This is a genomic window from Ureibacillus yapensis (assembly GCF_003515775.1).
GTDB classification, from domain to species: Bacteria; Bacillota; Bacilli; order Bacillales_A; family Planococcaceae; genus Ureibacillus; species Ureibacillus yapensis.
On the sequence record NZ_QWEI01000001.1, the window covers coordinates 975,352 to 993,439 of the forward strand.

20 protein-coding genes and 1 other RNA gene are annotated in these 18,088 nt (G+C 40.7%); 10 read left to right on the top strand and 11 right to left on the bottom strand.

The window, feature by feature from the left end; genetic code table 11:
- Positions 1–15: 15 nt before the first annotated feature.
- Positions 16–888, bottom strand: a complete 873-nt coding sequence (locus tag D1B33_RS04600; RefSeq protein ID WP_118875147.1) for a YitT family protein — start codon at positions 886–888, stop codon at positions 16–18.
- 378 nt (positions 889–1,266) lie between these two features.
- On the opposite strand from D1B33_RS04600, the gene D1B33_RS04605 reads away from it, so the two are divergent.
- Entirely contained in the window at positions 1,267–1,668 is a 402-nt protein-coding gene (locus D1B33_RS04605) for a DoxX family protein (protein WP_118875148.1), read from the top strand.
- 67 nt (positions 1,669–1,735) lie between these two features.
- On the opposite strand, the gene D1B33_RS04610 is transcribed toward D1B33_RS04605, so the two are convergent.
- The 6 genes from D1B33_RS04610 to D1B33_RS04635 all read right to left on the bottom strand — a co-directional run bounded on the left by D1B33_RS04610 (position 1,736) and on the right by D1B33_RS04635 (position 6,880).
- Positions 1,736–2,482, bottom strand: coding sequence for a YqjF family protein (locus D1B33_RS04610; RefSeq protein ID WP_233549379.1), 747 nt, complete (start codon positions 2,480–2,482; stop codon positions 1,736–1,738).
- Positions 2,483–2,525: 43 nt separating this feature from the next.
- On the bottom strand, positions 2,526–3,647 hold the full coding sequence (locus D1B33_RS04615) for an NADH-dependent flavin oxidoreductase (RefSeq protein ID WP_118875149.1): 1,122 nt from the start codon (positions 3,645–3,647) through the stop codon (positions 2,526–2,528).
- 87 nt (positions 3,648–3,734) lie between these two features.
- Positions 3,735–3,953: a hypothetical protein gene (locus D1B33_RS04620; protein ID WP_118875151.1), complete on the bottom strand. Its 219-nt coding sequence runs from the start codon at positions 3,951–3,953 to the stop codon at positions 3,735–3,737.
- A 20-nt stretch (positions 3,954–3,973) separates the two neighbouring features.
- A complete protein-coding gene (locus tag D1B33_RS04625) occupies positions 3,974–4,540 on the bottom strand; it encodes a DNA-3-methyladenine glycosylase I (RefSeq protein ID WP_118875152.1) in 567 nt (188 codons plus the stop codon).
- Positions 4,541–4,890: 350 nt separating this feature from the next.
- On the bottom strand, positions 4,891–6,303 hold the full coding sequence (locus D1B33_RS04630) for a DHA2 family efflux MFS transporter permease subunit (RefSeq protein ID WP_118875153.1): 1,413 nt from the start codon (positions 6,301–6,303) through the stop codon (positions 4,891–4,893).
- A gap of 13 nt (positions 6,304–6,316) precedes the next feature.
- Entirely contained in the window at positions 6,317–6,880 is a 564-nt protein-coding gene (locus tag D1B33_RS04635) for a TetR/AcrR family transcriptional regulator (protein ID WP_118875155.1), read from the bottom strand.
- A 322-nt stretch (positions 6,881–7,202) separates the two neighbouring features.
- Between D1B33_RS04635 and D1B33_RS04640 the strand changes: the two genes are divergently transcribed.
- From D1B33_RS04640 to D1B33_RS04665, 6 genes are all read left to right on the top strand, one after another.
- A complete protein-coding gene (locus D1B33_RS04640; RefSeq protein ID WP_118875157.1) occupies positions 7,203–7,409 on the top strand; it encodes a spore coat protein in 207 nt (68 codons plus the stop codon).
- A 14-nt stretch (positions 7,410–7,423) separates the two neighbouring features.
- The gene (locus tag D1B33_RS04645) at positions 7,424–7,786 is read left to right on the top strand and encodes a spore coat protein (protein WP_118875158.1); all 363 of its coding nucleotides are present in this window, start codon (positions 7,424–7,426) and stop codon (positions 7,784–7,786) included.
- 26 nt (positions 7,787–7,812) lie between these two features.
- Positions 7,813–8,949 (top strand): zinc-dependent alcohol dehydrogenase, encoded by a 1,137-nt coding sequence (locus D1B33_RS04650; protein WP_118875159.1) that lies wholly within the window; start codon positions 7,813–7,815, stop codon positions 8,947–8,949.
- 184 nt (positions 8,950–9,133) lie between these two features.
- Positions 9,134–9,724: a biotin transporter BioY gene (locus tag D1B33_RS04655; protein WP_118875160.1), complete on the top strand. Its 591-nt coding sequence runs from the start codon at positions 9,134–9,136 to the stop codon at positions 9,722–9,724.
- A gap of 12 nt (positions 9,725–9,736) precedes the next feature.
- Positions 9,737–10,729: a biotin synthase BioB gene (bioB, locus tag D1B33_RS04660; protein ID WP_118875162.1), complete on the top strand. Its 993-nt coding sequence runs from the start codon at positions 9,737–9,739 to the stop codon at positions 10,727–10,729.
- A 154-nt stretch (positions 10,730–10,883) separates the two neighbouring features.
- Entirely contained in the window at positions 10,884–12,194 is a 1,311-nt protein-coding gene (locus tag D1B33_RS04665) for an FAD-dependent oxidoreductase (RefSeq protein ID WP_199677344.1), read from the top strand.
- Positions 12,195–12,406: 212 nt separating this feature from the next.
- On the opposite strand, the gene D1B33_RS04670 is transcribed toward D1B33_RS04665, so the two are convergent.
- Positions 12,407–13,102 carry an AIM24 family protein gene (locus D1B33_RS04670; protein WP_118875165.1) on the bottom strand — a complete coding sequence of 232 codons (696 nt, stop codon included), beginning with the start codon at positions 13,100–13,102 and terminating at the stop codon, positions 12,407–12,409.
- Positions 13,103–13,385: 283 nt separating this feature from the next.
- Between D1B33_RS04670 and D1B33_RS04675 the strand changes: the two genes are divergently transcribed.
- Entirely contained in the window at positions 13,386–13,586 is a 201-nt protein-coding gene (locus D1B33_RS04675; protein WP_118875166.1) for a hypothetical protein, read from the top strand.
- Positions 13,587–13,983: 397 nt separating this feature from the next.
- Positions 13,984–14,748 (top strand): TerC family protein, encoded by a 765-nt coding sequence (locus tag D1B33_RS04680; protein ID WP_118875167.1) that lies wholly within the window; start codon positions 13,984–13,986, stop codon positions 14,746–14,748.
- A gap of 377 nt (positions 14,749–15,125) precedes the next feature.
- On the opposite strand, the gene ssrS is transcribed toward D1B33_RS04680, so the two are convergent.
- A non-coding RNA gene (gene ssrS, locus D1B33_RS04685) (6S RNA) lies at positions 15,126–15,315 on the bottom strand.
- Positions 15,316–15,425: 110 nt separating this feature from the next.
- A complete protein-coding gene (trhO, locus tag D1B33_RS04690; RefSeq protein WP_118875168.1) occupies positions 15,426–16,379 on the bottom strand; it encodes an oxygen-dependent tRNA uridine(34) hydroxylase TrhO in 954 nt (317 codons plus the stop codon).
- Positions 16,380–16,534: 155 nt separating this feature from the next.
- On the opposite strand from trhO, the gene D1B33_RS04695 reads away from it, so the two are divergent.
- Positions 16,535–17,197, top strand: a complete 663-nt coding sequence (locus tag D1B33_RS04695; RefSeq protein WP_118875169.1) for a hypothetical protein — start codon at positions 16,535–16,537, stop codon at positions 17,195–17,197.
- Positions 17,198–17,305: 108 nt separating this feature from the next.
- On the opposite strand, the gene D1B33_RS04700 is transcribed toward D1B33_RS04695, so the two are convergent.
- Positions 17,306–17,941, bottom strand: a complete 636-nt coding sequence (locus D1B33_RS04700) for a nitroreductase family protein (protein WP_118875170.1) — start codon at positions 17,939–17,941, stop codon at positions 17,306–17,308.
- Between the last annotated feature and the right edge of the window lie 147 nt (positions 17,942–18,088).

The window sequence follows — 18,088 nt, forward strand, 5'->3', positions numbered from 1 at the left end:
AGACAGCTTGCTTGATTAGTGAATATCCCTCTTTTTGAAGCTCCCGCCTTTTACTTCCGCAACATCATATACCGTAACAAAAGCATTTGGATCAATCTCGGCAATAATATCCTTCATCTTGCTTTCTTCCAAACGGTTAATGACGCAAGTAATCTCTTTAAACAATTCGTGTGAATAGCCCCCGTATGCATCTCGATAAGTTGCACTTCGGCCAAGTCGGTCACGAATGGTTTCCACCATAACCTCAGGTTCAACCGTAATAATTTTGAACGTTTTTGAACCGCTTAACCCTTCTTCTACAATATGAATTACTTTAGACGCAATAAAGTAAGCGATTCCCGATAAAATCGCGCCTTTTAATCCAAAGACCAAAGAGACTACGATAAAGACAAATAAGTTCAAGAATAAAATTAAATCACTCGTACCAAAAGGAAGTTTTTTGGAAAGCAGGACAGCCAGCATATCAATTCCATCCAATGCCCCACCGTTGCGCAGTGCCAAACCCATGCCAAATCCCAGGATAATACCTCCCACAACTGTCACCAACAGTGTATCCCCATGGATAATCGTCGTTACATGGTGCATGAGTACCGTCCCAACTGCCAATGATGCAATGCCGACCACCGAATTGATGGCAAAGCTCTTCCCAATTTGTTTATATCCCAACCAGATAAAGGGGAGGTTCAGAATTCCGATTAAAACTCCCAAAGGCAACCCAAATAATTTGGAACCGACAATACTTAAGCCGGTTACTCCTCCATCGGAAACCTGATTCGGAATCAAAACAGCTTCCAATCCGTATGCAGCAATTAATCCTCCAATGATAATCAATATAATCTTTCTTAATCTTCTTGCCAATCCTGGCTTATTCTTTGCGGCTTCCCCCATCACATATCCCCGTTTCACTCTAGATTTATCGTTATGTAAAGTTTTCACTTTTATTTCCAAAGTTAATTATATAATATTTTGCTTTACTCTCAAAATCCCGGTTGGAAAATTATTTGAAAATCTCGTAAAAAGATTATTATCCCACAAAAGTAAAATACAAATATTTGTACTTTAATACACATATTAAGCCGTATATTATTAATTTTCCTTTGATTACGAAAAAATAGTGGAATTTTCAGAGTTACTGAAATAAACTTAGTTACGAAAAGTAATTAAATAATCCTTAGTGAGCTGCTTTCTAGTAGATCACTTTATTTTCCCCTAATCACTTACTTTTCGTAACTTTATAACAAAAATAAACTTTCGGAGGTTATCATTATGACAAAACAACAATACATGACACTGCTAGTGCGTGTTGTTTTCGGCTTTATGTTCTTTTACCATGGCCTAGTTAAATTTACAGGAGGAATTAGCAATACAGTCGGTTATTTTGATATGCTGGGCATCCCTGGTGCATTGGCCTATGTCGTTGCTTTAATAGAATTAATCGGCGGTCTATTGTTGATTGTGGGGCTTGGAACTCGTTTTATCGGGGCTATTTTCGCAATTATCATGATAGGTGCTATTTTTACCGCAAAATTGCCGCTTGGGTTATTTGGAGACGGGACTTATGCAGGATACGAACTAGAAGTAGTATACCTGGCTCTAGGTATTTATTTTATGTTCGCGGATCGTTCACCATTATCGTTGGATGATAAACTTTTCAATAAAGAAGCATAACCCTAGAGATATAAAATTCTAAAAAAGGAACGATTCCACTTTAGTATTGGATCGTTCCTTTTTTGTTTTATTCAACGGCTTTAACAATCGGCCAAATTCGCACTTCCGCTTTTTTAGCGTAATGTAAAAGGGGTTGCTCGCTCGCCGGCTCAATATTCAGGCTGGATAATAGTGTATTTTCATGAAATTCTGCCTCTGCTTTTTCCAGCAGCCATGGATGATGCAAAATATCCGCGCGCAGCACAATGCCTTTGCTAACCGTATAAAGACAATATCGCTCAACAAGCCAATCTTCCAGTGATCCTTTTTCAGCCAAGGATGGTGAAGAAATCGACTTATAATGGCATAACAACTGAGCTCCTCGCTTCTTCTCGCTTTCAAAAATAATAAAATCCTTCACATTCTTATAGTTCATATTCATATAGAAATAGGGCAATTGAAAAGCTATTTTTGCCCCATATGCCGCCAGCCAATTCCCGGCTGCCAAACTGAAAAAGTAAATACCCGGCTTTCCATTCAGCGTCACGTAAGTGCGGATATTGAATCCCGGAAAATTGGCCATTCCCGGAACAGGCGGCATCCCTCTTAAGTGCATCGCGCTCGTGAAATAAGGAACAATCGTCACCCAGCATACGCCATCATATGTATCCAACGGGAGTTGTTCCGGAACCAATTTCTCCAAAATTTCTTTTTTCACAGGATAATGCGCAAACAAAATATCATTCCATGTTTGCTTCATTACCCATGGGAGGTTAGTCAGCGGCTTTTGTTTGTCTTTTAAGTTGCTTCTATTTAACTTAGGCTGTGCAAGCACCTGAGATCACCTCATCAAAACCCTATTGTCAATCAACTGTCAACTAAACTCCCGGGAACCAGCCAGGTACATGTAAAATACGATCCCAAAGCGGGTCAGGGATTACTAATTCTTGTTGTTTTCCTTTATCCACTTTTGTGATAATTTCCTCTTCTTTGCCTTCCTCAATCTTTTCCACCCAGTCTGGGTCGATGATTAACTCTCGACCCAACGCCAACAGCGGCACTCCCGATTCAAATGCTTTCCGTGCATCTTCTGCCGTGTAAATTGACCCTACACCGATTAAAGGAACACGCCCGTTTATTTTTTCGAGTAAATAGTCAATGCGCGTTCTTGAGGTATCTTCTACTCCCCTTCTTGGCGTCGAGAAAAAGTCATTCAAGGATACATGCAAATAATCCAGTCCCTTATCGGCCAACACATCTACCAAGGCCAGGGTATCAGCCATTGTGATGCCTTGTTCCTCCGGTTCTTCAGGAGAAAAACGATAACCTACAATAAACGAAGAATCGCCATGCTTCTCAGCAGCACTTTTCACTTGGTCGACCACCGCTAAAGGAAAAGCCATGCGTTTTTCCAACGTTCCTCCAAAACGGTCTTCACGGCGATTGGAATGGGCGGAGAAGAATTGCTGAATCAGATAGCCGTTCGCTCCATGAATTTCTACTCCATCATAGCCTGCTTCAATCGCGCGGCGAGTTGTTTCGCCAAATGCCTCGATGATTTCTTCGATTTCACTTTCCGTAAGCGGCCTAGGTTTTTTGCTGTTGCTTGTTGCAGGTACATCACTGGCGCTTACAATTTCACCATTCGGTACTAATTCTTCGGGGCTTTGTGTCCCGCCATGGTAGATTTGCAATATCGCTTTTGCGCCCTGCTCTTTAATTGCTGTTGCTATTTTCTTCATGCTTGGTATAAACTCATCATCGTAACCGGCAAATTGGCCAGGGAATCCTTTTCCGTTTGGCGTTACATAAATGCAGGCAGTCACCACCATACCAAGGCCTTTTGAGCGCCGTGCATAATAATCTGCTTCTGCATCGGTCACCGTTCCATCATCGTTGGATGAATAATTTGTCATCGGCGCCATGACAAGCCGATTTTTAAGCTCTACTCCATTCGGCAATGTATATGGTGAAAATAATTCTTTATACTGTTCTTTCATCTTTGTTTTCCTCCCTAGCATTTTTGGACCTCAACATTTTCAATCTACCCTTTTTTAAGGCTTTTATCGAAAATAAAGCATAAAAAGTTATTCTTCATTAGATTTCTCATTTTTCGAATGGATATATTTCTGTACGATTAATCCTGCATTAAAAACTGAAACAATCATCACAAGGTAAAAAAGTAACCTAGGTAAAGCGAATTCTCCCTCGAAGGTAAAGTCCGTATAATTAAAAGAATTGATAACAAAGCTTAAAGCTACAAGAATCGATAAAATAAGTTCACCTGCAGATGTTTTTTTCACCACTAACAAATCTCCTCCATTGTTTATTTGGTATGAGAAGGATGACAGAAACAGTCCAATATATGGTCGTTCACCATTCCAACTGCCTGCATGTAGGAATAGCAAATGGTACTTCCGACAAATTTGAACCCTTCTTTTTTTAACGCTTTGCTCATCCTATCACTTATTTCCGTTGTGACAGGGACTTCCGCCATGGACTTCCACTTATTGATGATAGGCTGATGATCTACAAAGCTCCATATGTAATTGGAAAAGGAACCATACTCCTTTTGAATACGCAGAAAATTTCCGGCATTCGTTACCACACTTTGTATTTTTAGCTTATTGCGAACAATCCCTGGATTTTCTTTTAACGATTGCACTTTTTCTTCGGTGTATCCTACAATCTTTTCGGCATCGAAATGGTCAAACGCTTCCTGATAGTTTTCCCTTTTTTGCAAGATTGTCCACCAACTAAGTCCCGCCTGTGCCCCTTCCAGGCACAGCATTTCAAAAAGCTTCCGGTCGTCATAAACCGGAACTCCCCATTCCTTGTCGTGGTACTCCATGTACAGCGGCTCTTTCGTTACCCAATCACATCGCTTTGGCATAATACAGCTCAATTCCTTTACATTAATTTATATTGCAGCACTAAGCATACTATAAATTTTTATACGACTTATTATTGCCATTTGTTTCAAAAACTCTTTCTTAAGCAAAAAAAAGAGCGCATATGATAAAAATCACATACACGCTTTTGGGAATCACAAATTCTTGGATGGTTCGAACGGTTATTGTATTCTCTTTTTCAAAAAAATCGAATTATAGAACAGTGTCTAGCTCCAGCGCCCAGCCCCTCGAGGTCGCTTCAGTCCCTCGGTCGAAAGCTGAAAAGATGCTTTCGATTCGGGCCTTCCAGCGCTTGTCGGGGCTAAGCAGGGCGCTTGCGCTTTTATTATTACTATTGTTTTTTCGGATTTTTTACAAGCAGTGATGCAATGAAAATCAGAACCGCTATTCCTGCGATAAACACAAACGCATGTTGTGTACCTGCAGCCAGCATTTCCGTAACACTTCCAGTCGGGTTTTCAGCCATGAAGCTTTTTTGGCCTGCCGTGAATAAAGTAATTGCGATTGCTGTACCGGCAGCACCGGCAACTTGGTTCAATGTGTTCATCGCCGCGGCGCCATCCGCATAAAATTCGCGCGGCAAGTTGTTCATCGCGTTTGTTTGTGACGGCATCATAACAAAAGAAATACCGAAGAAGAAAATAATAAACGCTACGATAACCAGCCATTTCGGTGTTGTGGCAGATAACGTTAAGGCAAAGATCAATGCGCCAATGACGACAAAGATTGCACCAAACATAACCAAACCTTTTGCACGGCCGCCGGATTTATCAAACAATCCACCTACAATCGGAGCTAAAATAACGTTTACTGCATTACCTGGCAATAAAATTAAGCCTGCAACAGCGGCAGTAACCAATAATGCACCTTTTAGGTAAATCGGCAACAGGATTCCCGCCGCCAAAATTGTTAAAATTCCCAAGAACATTATAATCGTTCCCAATGTAAACATTGGAATTTTAAATACGCGCAAGTTGATCATTGGTTGTTCCATTTTCATCTGACGGACTGAGAATAAAATTAATGCAACAATACCAACGACAGCCGGTACCCATACCACTGCAGATGTTAGCGCATTTTCAGCCATCATGCTTAATGCATAAATCACACCGCCGAATCCGATAGTAGATAATAGAATGGATAAAATATCAATTCCTGGTTTCGTGATTTCTGATGTATTGTCCATTTTGGAAGAACCAAATACCAATAACACAACGTAAAATAAAGCAACAATCCAGAAAATCCAGTTCCAGCTAAGCGCTGAAATAATGAACCCGGCGATTGTTGGACCAATCGCTGGAGCAGTCGTAATAACCAGCCCCATAACACCCATAACAACACCGCGTTTGTTCACCGGGAAAATCATTAAAACAACGATATTCATGACGGGAATTATAATACCGGTGCCGATTGCCTGTACAATCCGTCCAAGCAGCAATATTGTAAAGTTTGGCGATAGAGCAGCAAGCAATGCACCGATTAATGACAAAATCAAGCCTGCCACCACTAACTGTCTCGTTGTGAACCAGCGTACCAAAAATGCCGAAATTGGAACTAAAATTGCCAATACCAATAAGTAACCTGTCGTCAACCATTGAGCAATTGGCGCGGTTACCGAAAATTCATCCATAATATTTGTTAGTGCCATGTTCAATGCAGTTTCGCTGAATAACCCGATAAATGCACCGGCCATGAGAACGAAGGCCATCAATTTAGGGCTTCTTACTTTTATTTGTGCTTCCATAAAAATCTCCTCTTCATTTCGAGATGGTGTGAGGCAACACTTGATTAATGCGTTGAAGAGGCTCGCTTGTATTCTTCGTTAAACAAAGCATCATCCCACCTTCAATCGAAGCGGTCATCAGCAATGAAATTGAATTTGCCATGTCACTTGAAAAACCATCATCCACGAGCTTTTTGACATAAATATATTGTATTTTTTCATAAAGCTCTGCACATGCATGACGGACCGGTTCACTTAAGGAGGCCATTTCGCTTACGATACTGCTGAATGTATATCCGGTCAGTGTCCCTTCTTTTTCAAAGTTGACGATCATTTTTTCAATCATTGCAGTGGCTGCTTCCCTGGTAGTTGGATACTGGGCGAAAATCTGTTCAATATCTGTCGTGATTGCTTCATTCAAGGACTTCAAACAAGCAATAAGCAATTCCTCTTTTCCCTGGGGAAAGTGATGATACAATGCGCCTTTTGAAATATTGCATGTTTTTAAGATCTCGTTCAATCCCACGCCCATATAACCCTTTTGCTGAAAAAGGGTTGTGGCGACCTCAATAATCAGCGCTTTCGTTTCATTAACCATTGTTAACCTCCTACCAAACCAACTGGTCTGTTTGTAACTATAGCAAATAAATTTTTGTTAATGTAAGGATTTTTTGTAGTGTAATATAGTACCAACGTTCACACTTCAGACACATTTTTGGATGTATTTATATAAAATCCGTTTGCTTTATTATTGCTTTATCAGCTTCTCAAAAGCGCTTACAATCCATATCTGGCAAAAGTCAGGATGAAGTCAAGAGCAATAAGTAGTTTTTTATTAAAAAAGTGATGAATCACCCATTAAAGAATAAATCTATGTTCTACAGGGTAACCTTTCAGAAGAAAAACCAGGAGGGACGCGCATGTTCGAAAAAAAATTAGCCCTTCATGAAACGATGGAATTTCATGAAGTGATCAACCTTATGACCACTAGTTTACTGAAATCAAAGCTAAGCCAAGGTGTCGTATTCGACCAGGATTTACGGGCATTATTGGACAAAAACGTAAAACTGACAACACCTGCCCTAACCGCCATGCTCAAACTTTATTCCAACTCGGAAATCGAATAATTGGAGGTAATGATATGAAGGACTACTTAGATCCCCACCACTCGGTTGGAATGCCGGAACTTACGGATGCCGGGGTTGCTTTGGAATTATTATTATCCCTGAAAACAGGCGTACGCACGCTCTCCATTGCCTTAACCGAAACGGCATCCCCTTCCTTGCGAAAAATCATTAAAACCCAGCTGGATGCAATGATTGATTTGTATTCCGAAACTTCGGAACTGATGATGAAAAAAGAATGGTTGAAGCCGTTTGATCTGGACAAACAAAAAGAACTTGATATACGCTCTGCCCAAAATGCGATTGACATCGCCCAACTCGATCTATTCCCTGAAAATATGAACCGAAAAGGCATGTTCCCTACTCCACCGCAAAAATAACAATATAGTTAAGAGGAGTTTTTAAAATGAAAGCTGTTACGTATCAAGGCATAAAAAACGTAGAAGTAAAGGAAGTAAAGGATCCGAAGATTACAAAAGAAGATGATATTATTGTTAAATTAACGACTACCGCCATTTGTGGATCGGATTTGCATTTGATTCACGGGATGATTCCGAATCTCGGCGAAGATTATATTATTGGGCATGAGCCCATGGGAATTGTTGAAGAGGTTGGAAAAGGTGTGACGAAGCTTAAAAAAGGAGACCGCGTCATTATCCCATTTAACGTTGCATGCGGGGAGTGCTGGTATTGCAATAACCACTTGGAGAGCCAGTGTGATAATTCCAATCTTAATGGCGAGATGGGCGCATATTTTGGCTATTCCGATACAACCGGCGGATTTCCGGGAGGCCAAGCCGAATATATGCGCGTCCCCTATGCCAATTTCACGCCCTTTAAAATACCGGACAATAGTGAAGTGAAAGATGAAAGTCTGGTGCTGCTCGCCGATGCCGCAGCTACGGCTTACTGGAGCGTAGATAATGCGGGAGTTAAGCCCGGCGATACAGTGGTAATTCTGGGTTGCGGTCCGGTTGGGTTGCTCGCACAAAAATTCGCCTGGCTAAAAGGGGCGGAACGGGTCATCGCTGTGGACTATATCGGCTATCGTTTAAAACATGCGAAGCGGACCAACAATGTGGAAATTGTTAACTTCGAGGACCACCAAAACTGTGGCGAATATTTAAAAGAAATAACAAAAGGCGGAGCGGACGTTGTCATCGACTGTGTGGGAATGAGCGGCAAGATGACTCCTCTCGAGTTCCTGGCAAGCGGGATAAAGCTGCAAAGCGGTGCGATGGGTGCCCTTGTCACGGCAACCCAGGCAGTAAGAAAAGGCGGAACGATTCAGGTGACGGGTGTATACGGCGGCCGTTATAATGCATTTCCTATGGGCGACATATTCCAGCGAAATGTTACGCTTAAAACCGGACAAGCCCCGGTCATTCACTATATGCCCTTCCTTTATAACTTAATCGCGGAAGGAAAAGTGGATCCAAGCGATATTATCACTCATGTTCTACCGTTGGATAAAGCAAAACACGGTTATGAAGTTTTTGACACCAAACAAGAAGATTGCATTAAAGTGGTATTAAAACCATAACGATAGGAGCAGGTACTTTGTCATTTGCAAAGTACCTGTTTTTAATTTTTAAATGCATACACTCTACTAAATTGGCAAGTAGTATGTTAACTTATCAAAAAACAAGTTGACACAAATTGGTTTTTTATTTATATTTTACGTTAACAGACTATTAGAATTTGGTTAACAAAAAGAGGAGGCCATTATGGAAACAGTATCTAAAGCTCAATCATGGCGTACAGTCGACATGGTATATAGCGCTATATTTGCGACCTTGATGATGATTGGTGCAAATATTACAGCTTTCGCACCATTTCTTACAGTCGGCGGTGTACCGATCACATTGCAAACATTTTTTGCAATCCTTGCCGGGCTGATTTTAGGCAGCAAAAAAGGCGCCATTGCCTGTACGGTGTATATGCTGATTGGATTAGCGGGCGCGCCGGTTTTTGCAGGGTTTAAAGGTGGATTTTCAATGATTTTAGCCCCAACATTCGGATTTATCGTTTCGTTTATACTCTGTGCTTTTGTCGCAGGATTAATCGTAGAGCGGTTCAAAACGCGAAAATTTTATATTATTGCAGCTCTGGTTGCAACTATCATCAACTACCTATTTGGTACAAACTGGATGTATTTTGCTTACAAAAATTGGTTTGCAGCACCGGAAGGATTTTCATACAGCATGGCTTGGTTATGGATGATTCCGCCAATGCCAAAGGATATTGTGCTTGCCATTTTTGCTGGCATACTTGCTTACCGTCTTCAAAAAGCCTTAAAAATCTTGCCAATAAAGTAAAGGGGTCATAGTATGAACTGGATTACACTTGCTCAGGAAGTTATTGAAGGAAAAATCTTGAACGACGAAGAGGCAATGGCCATTTTACAAGCGGATGATGATGAATTATTGCCGCTTATGCAAGGTGCCTTTACCATTCGAAAACATTATTATGGCAAAAAAGTAAAGCTGAATATGATCATGAATGCAAAAAGTGGCTACTGCCCGGAAAACTGCGGCTATTGCTCGCAATCATCCATCTCTACCGCACCAATCGAAAAATATCCATTTATTACGAAAGAAGAAATTCTAGCCGGTGCCAAGCAAGCTTTTGAGAATAAAATCGGTACATTTTGTATCGTTGCCAGCGGCCGGGGCCCAACACGCAAAGATGTGAATGTCGTGAGTGAAGCTGTCAAAGAAATCAAAGATAAATACGGATTGAAAGTATGCGCATGCTTGGGATTATTAAAAGATGAACAAGCAGAGCAGCTAAAAGAATCCGGTGTGGACCGCTACAACCATAACTTGAACACATCATCCCGCCACCATGATTATATTACAACATCCCATACGTACGAAGATCGTGTAAACACGGTGGAAATTGCGAAAAAACACGGCCTATCCCCTTGTTCCGGCGCGATTATCGGCATGAAAGAAACAAAAGAGGATGTGATCGATATTGCCCGTGCATTACATGCGCTTGATGCAGATTCGATTCCGGTTAACTTCTTGAATGCCATCGATGGAACAAAATTGGAAGGCACTAAAGAGTTGAACCCTCGCTATTGCTTAAAGGTGTTAGCTTTATTCCGCTATATCAACCCGACAAAAGAGATTCGAATCGCAGGTGGCCGTGAAATAAACCTTGGCTCTTTACAGCCGCTAGGTTTGTATGCAGCCAACAGTATTTTCGTCGGCGATTATTTAACAACAGCCGGGCAAGAAGAAAATCAAGATTATACGATGTTAAGAGATTTAGGTTTTGAAATCGAGCTTGCTGAAAAACAGGCTGCTCTTTTATAGTCAAAGAACATATAACGCACATTTATGGGAGGCTTTCCGCTCATTAATGTGTGTTTTTATTTTAGCCTCCCCTACTCGTTGCATTTTTAATGAAAAACGATTGAATTCCTTTGGAGCGGGAATAGTTAGGTGTGTATAGATAAGGAGTGATCTTATGGAAAAGTTTGATGCCATTATCATTGGATTCGGCAAAGCCGGTAAAACACTTGCCGGGTTTTTAGCAAAAAAGAATTGGAAAGTGGCGCTTATAGAAAAAGATGCAGCAATGTATGGAGGTACTTGCATTAACATCGCATGTATCCCGACAAAAACCATTCGCCATGATGCGCTGAACGGCAAACCCTACACTGACTCCATCGAACGGAAAACAAATGTCGTTGAAAAGCTCCGTGACAACAACTTTAATAACTTGAATAATCTTGATCAAGTAACGGTTTTTAATGGATTCGCTTCTTTTGTAAAAGACCATGTGCTGGCGGTGGAATTAGAGGATAAAACCATTGAAATAACATCCGACCATATATTTATCAATACCGGCTCACAGACGGCTGTTCCACCAATTGAAGGTGTCGATTTGCCTGGCGTTTATACAAGCACCACATTATTGGATGAACAGCAGCTTCCAAAATCGCTTGCCATAATTGGCGGCGGCTATATTGGTTTGGAATATGCCAGCATTTATCGTCGTTTCGGAGCAATTGTCACGGTCATTGTTTCAGGCGAATCCGTATTGCTTCACGAGGATGAAGAAATTCGCGAGGCTGCAATAAAGGAAATGCAAAATCAAGGCATTCAATTTGTCAATAATGCCCATGCCGAAAAAATCGAAGAAGGCTTGATTGTCCATTGTTCAAATGGAGAAAAAGTGGAGGCAGAGGCAGTACTGATTGCAACTGGCCGAAAGCCTAATATCAAAAAACTGGGGTTGGAAAATACATCAATTGAAGTCAAAGATGGTGCCATTGTGGTAGATGAACATTTACAAACTACAGTGCCGAATACCTTTGCATTGGGAGATGTTCGCGGCGACTTCCAATTTACGTATACATCGTTGGATGATTTCCGCATTGTGAAAAGCAAACTCTTTGAAGAAGGTTCATACACATCGGCTTCTCGCGGGGAAGTTCCCTATTCTTTATTTATCGACCCTCCATTTGCCCGGATTGGACTTACCATGAAACAGGCACAGGAAAAGGGATTGAGTGTTCTAGAAGGCAAGGTCGACTTGAAAACGCATCCCTATAATCACGTCACGGATGATTTGAGGGGACTATTTAAAGTGGTAGTCAATGCTGAAAATAAGCAAATCCTCGGCGCTTCTTTATTCGGAGCCCAATCCCCTGAACTGGTGAATATGATCAAGCTTGCGATGGATGCAAAAGTCCCCTTCACCCATTTACGAGACCAAGTATATACCCACCCTACAATGAGTGAAGTATTTAATAATTTATTCGATGTTAAATGATTGGAGCATGGACAATTTAAGCGGCAAGCCAAGTGTGACCTTCGAAATGATGAAAGTGTCCTTCACACAGGGTGAGGGACACTTTTCTTTCGTTTTTCACAAATTCGGCTCATATTCGATATAGTTAGCTTTCATTTCGGCGTTGAACGGCTCTTTTCGGTTGGTGCTCAGACTTTTTGCCTTTCATTCCTTACAAGAAGAGCACGAAAACATTATGTCGTTTGAACCTGCATATATACCTCTTCAAATGGCTGAACAATTACAAAACCGTCTCCTTCAAATCTCATTTGAATGGATTCGCCGCTTCCCCTTCCAAGGAAAGTCTTAAATGAAATGTCTGTCTGAAACTCAGGCGTCAAATTTCCAGACCATGCAATTGTAGCATTAGGGTCTGTGATGATTGGCTTGCCTGGTGAAACCCGTAATGTAAGCGGTTCGTAATGGGACGTAATGGCCACCAGCCCTGTTCCTTCACAGCGAACATTAAATAATCCCCCCGCCATCATTCCAGCGATTTTCCTCATCAATTTAATATCATGTTGAATGGAAGGCTCAAAGGCAAGAAGATCATTTCCGTTCACATAAATGGCCTCATTTTGTAAATGAAGAATGATAATTTTCTTTCCTTTGTCCGCCAGATACAATTTCCCCTGCCCGGTTGCTTTCATAAGTGACGTTCCCTCGCCGGTAAAGGCCTTTTTGAACATTGTGCCAATGCCATGCTCCAAGAGCCCTTCTCGTTCAAATTTGATTTTACCGTTATAGGCAATCATGGAACCGGCTTTTGCCCAAACCATTTGTTCAAGATTCACCTCTAAAATACGCGGCGTTTCTAATTCAAAAAACCCTTCCCCTTTATCGATTTGCTCAGTATTTTTAATAAATTCATTGATTGAAAACCGACTCATACCCAACGCCTCCTTTTTACATATACATAAAATTATGTTAATAAGTTTCAAAAAAGCCCAATCGGGTAACCTTAAAAACATAACGATTTTTTATTAAAGTACAATTGTTCAATTTTTTGTCAATTGACGATAAATACCAATAATTTCTTTCTTTAAACTTAACTATGTTAGCGCTATAATATTTTTATTAAAAGCCGCTATTTCTTCTAATTTTGAATGTTCTAGCTATTCTGTTCAATTTTTTAAGCAGTTGGTTAAATAAAATAATGCTGGGTGAATAACGATGGAACTAACGAATAAAGAACTTGCCACATTGTATGTTAAATATAAGAAGCAAAAGAAATATTATAAAAAAAGGCAAAGAGTTTCTATATACGATTTAAATCATTTTTTCGAATGCAAAAAATGCCTGGATTTAGTCAAGCTCGAAATGCAAAGAAGAGGCTTGAAGAAAAAACAGGCTAAGAAACTCAGCAGCTTTTAAGATATGAAATCTAACCAAAAAACAGGTTGACAAAAAAGAGAATTCTTCATATAGTTGAACTAACTTAATTGAATCGTTCTCCTAAAGGGGAGTAGCTTTTACAACAAAGTCGTCATTTCGGAAGATTGCCTTCCCGGCTTTATTGGCAGCAATACGCTGTTAGCAAGACCTTTACCTAAAATGGTAAAGGTCTTTTGTGTTTTTTAACCTTTACCATTTCTGGTAAAGGTTTTTTCTTTTCTTAAAGGTCTTTTTAGACTTATATGAACGGCAAAAATTGAGAAATCTATTTGATATTGAATGGAGTTGATCAATGTTCATTAACTCATCCAAATCACATTACACCAGACATAAACAGTTTGATGCTAGATCAATTTAACATGAGGAGGAATAATCATTGGATATATCATTGTTATTGGAATATGGTTGGGTATTGCTGCTTTTAGTTGCCCTGGAAGGGCTTCTTGCAGCGGATAATGCGCTCGTATTGGCGATTATGGTGAAACACCTTCCGGATAAAGAACGAAAAAAGGCGCTCTTTTATGGATTGGCAGGAGCCTTTGTTTTCCGTTTTGCTTCATTATTTATCATTTCATTCCTTGTGGATGTATGGCAAATTCAAGCATTGGGTGCACTTTACCTTCTATTCATTTCAATTAATCATATCGTTCGGAAGGTTGTCTTTAAAAAGAATAAAGAGGAATCCGAAGAAAAAGAAAAGAAGAAATCAGGCTTTTGGGGAACAGTTATTAAGGTGGAGCTAGCAGATATCGCTTTTGCGATTGACTCAATTCTTGCTGCCGTTGCCTTGGCAATGACATTGCCCGACACACCGCTACCGGCAATCGGTGGATTGGATGGAGGAAAATTCATCGTCATCTTCTTGGGTGGTTTAATCGGATTAGTCATTATGCGTTTTGCAGCAAACCTGTTTGTCAAATTGCTGCAACAAAGACCGGGACTTGAAATTGCTGCCTTTGCCATTGTTGGCTGGGTAGGCGTTAAGCTGTTAGTCTTGACTTTATCACACCCTGAAATTGGCGTCCTTTCCTATGAGTTCGCCCATTCCACAGGATGGAAACTGTTCTTCTATGGCGTATTGATTCTGATCGCAGCAGCCGGCTGGTTCTTGTCAAAAGGCAAGAATCAACCAACAGAATAATGCATTGAAGCCATCGTGAAATTGAATTCTCGATGGCTTTTTATGGTATGAAAAAAGCACTCTTCGGTGAGAGTGCTTAAAAGTCAATGTTATGTTAATTAATCAAATTCGCCTTGGCGTATTTGTGACTGTCGCTTTGCTTTCGTCACAGTCAAAACATATGTGACTGTCGCTTTGCTTTCGTCACAGTCAAAACATATGTGACTGTCGCTTTGCTTTCGTCACAGTCAAAACATATGTACCTGTCGCTTCGCTTTCGGTACAGCCAAAACATATGCGTCCAGATTTTATCGAGCTCGCTCGATAATCTACCTTTAAAAATCTGTGACTTCCGCCGGTGGCATTTATTTCATTCAGTCGTCTGCTGAATGAAATAAGGCAAAGCCGCCTTGCCGTAATATTATAGAAAGTTTTAAACCACCACTCCTCAAAGTGGGTGTTCGCAGAAGATTTCCTGTTTATCGTCATCCACAAAAGTGTGACGCCCGCCATTCCCTCTTCGATCTAAAACTCCCTTTTACAGCTTAAAGGTTAAAACTTAATATTCTACGTACAACGCAGCTTTAATATTATATTACACCGAAGTATCAATNCATCACAGTGCTTATCTGTACAAGTAAGTATTTTGCAAGAAAAAAGTCAAGCAACTATTACTGGAAGCAAAACCTAAGCTTCACTTATCCCCATACTTTTTCTAATTCCGAAATGACAGCTTGTACCTGGCTCTCCGGTAACTGGTGCCTTTCTACATAGCGGTTGCGCGGATGCTTTGTACATTCAAGACAGCAGCCGCCGAGATGCTTGGCTTCATTTTCTTCGGAAGCCAACAGATGCTTATTGCATTCGGGATTTGAGCATTTCACATAACGCTCGCAAGGAGAGCCATCATAATGGTCTTTCCCTACCACCACATGCTCCACTCTGTTAATTGGCACAGTGATGCGCTCGTCGAATACATACATTTTTCCATCCCAAAGCTGGCCCTTTGCTACAGGGTCTTTACTGTAGGTTGCAATGCCGCCATGCAATTGGCCGACATCTTCCCCAATTCCTTCGCGTTTTAGCCAGCCGGAGAATTTCTCGCAGCGAATACCGCCCGTACAGTAAGTCAGAACCCGTTTTCCTTCGAACAATTCACGATTCTCCTGAACCCATTCCGGGGTATCGCGGAAGTTTTCCACGTCCGGGCGAATGGCGCCTCGGAAATGCCCCACATCATATTCGTAGGTATTGCGCACATCCAAAACGACCGTATCTTCCTGCTGCATTTCTTCCATAAATTCAACGGGCGATAAATAACGGCCTGTTATCTCATGTGGATTAATGTCCTCTTCCAGGCTTAAATTTACAAGTTCCCGTCTTGGGCGAACGCGCATTCTTTTAAATGCATGCCCATCGGCTTCATCTATTTTGAAAACAATGCCCTGGAATAATGGATGATTCTCCATCATGTCAATATAGGCATTGGTATCTTCTATTGTACCGGATACCGTGCCGTTGATGCCCTCTTTGGCAACGAGCACACGTCCCATTAAATTCAGCTCATTGCAAGCCTGCAGATGCTCTTCGGCAAACTGTACCGGATCTTCAATCGATGTGTAATGATAATACAATAAAACTCGGTAATTCATGTTGGTTCCACCTATCATTTATATTTGCAGGATATCCTGATTGGTTTTTAGCCTCACTTATTATAGCAGAAACTGAACAAGCGTTAATTTCTTTTTGCCCAAAAAGAGTAACTTCAGGGACTGAGGGAATAGTAGGGAAAAAAGGAAGTGATTTTTTGAATACTGCCGTTTACTTTATTCTTGGTGCCGCATACCTTGCACTTCTCATATGGGGCATTTCGCTTTCTAATAGAAACGGCTTATGGGACATATCCAACGTGTATCTGCTTGTTATTGTGGGCCTTATTTATGACAATTCCATTATTGCGCTTGGAAAATATATAGGTGAAGGCCGCTTGCTTGAAACGTTAAGCTTCTTTCGCTATCTGCTGCATGCCCTCTTTACTCCGGCTTTAGTGATATTTGCGTGGAATATTAGTGCTAAATTGAACCTATCTTGGGCGAAGAAAACATTTTGGAAGTTCTTCATGAGTCTCTTAACGATTGCGTTAATTGGTTTTGAACTGCTTGCCTCTGTGTGGAATCTTCAATTGCAGCCTATGATGGAAAATGGCCTTTTAACATACAAAATTGCAGAATCCGGCATTCCCCTCATGGTGATTGTTGTGTCAGTCGTTTTGTTGGCGGCCGGGTTTATCATAATGAAGAAATGGCGCTTTCCTTGGCTATTTTGGGGTACCTTGGCCGTATTCCTCGGCAGTACGTTGCAAGCATGGATTAAGGATTTCCCTATCATGAATAGTTTGGAATTCATTTTATTGCTATCAATAACTTTGACAAAGCAATTTCAAGTGCGGCACATTAATACATTAAAATAAATGCTTCTTTTGAGCATGAGGATTTTACTGGATTAAAAAAGCGATTACTTTTTTCAGTAATCGCTTGCCTCCTGTGTCTCCATATCTGTTTTCGCAGGGTGAAAAAACCTACTTATAACCGTTAAACGCAACAAACTCTCCTACCGGTTTGCGATACCCTCGTGGGCGCGTTTTATCGACACTTTTCCCAATCGTAATCATCATGACAGGTTCCAGGTGTTCTGGAATATTAAACTCTTTTCTAAGTTCCGGTACATTATGAACGTGCATCGGACACGTATCAAAACCATAATGTTTGGCGCTTAGCATAAATAACATTGCATGGATTCCTGCGTTGCGTACTAATTCCAAATCCAATTGGCTGGGCTCTTCCTTTAAACGATCGCTATAATCTTTAATGGTTTTCAATGTCATTTCATAGTCTACTTCGTCCATCATTTTCAGCATTTTCATCGGGCTATAGATTTTTTCAACTTCACCGGATTCTATGCTGTTTCTATTTCCCATTACAATCACTACAGCACTTGCAGTATGTATTTTGTACTGATGATAACTTAATTCTTTTACTCGTTCTTTTTTCTCTTCATCCGTGATGACCAAATAATTCGTAAATTGCAAGTTGTAAGCACTTGGTGCAAGCTTCGTTAATTCAAATATTTTCTTGAAATCTTCTTCGCTCAATTTTTCATCATTAATGAAATTCACCGCAGAGTGACGGGCCTTTACTAATTCTTCGAAATGCATAACCATAATCTCCTTTTTTCCTATATAAAACTATTTTACTACCAATACCCCCTTGTAAATGGCCCCACATAATCCCAATTAAAAATATGTATTAAAAGAGGCTATCACTCTGGATAGCCTCCGGTTAATTATCGAATTGTTTTTAAA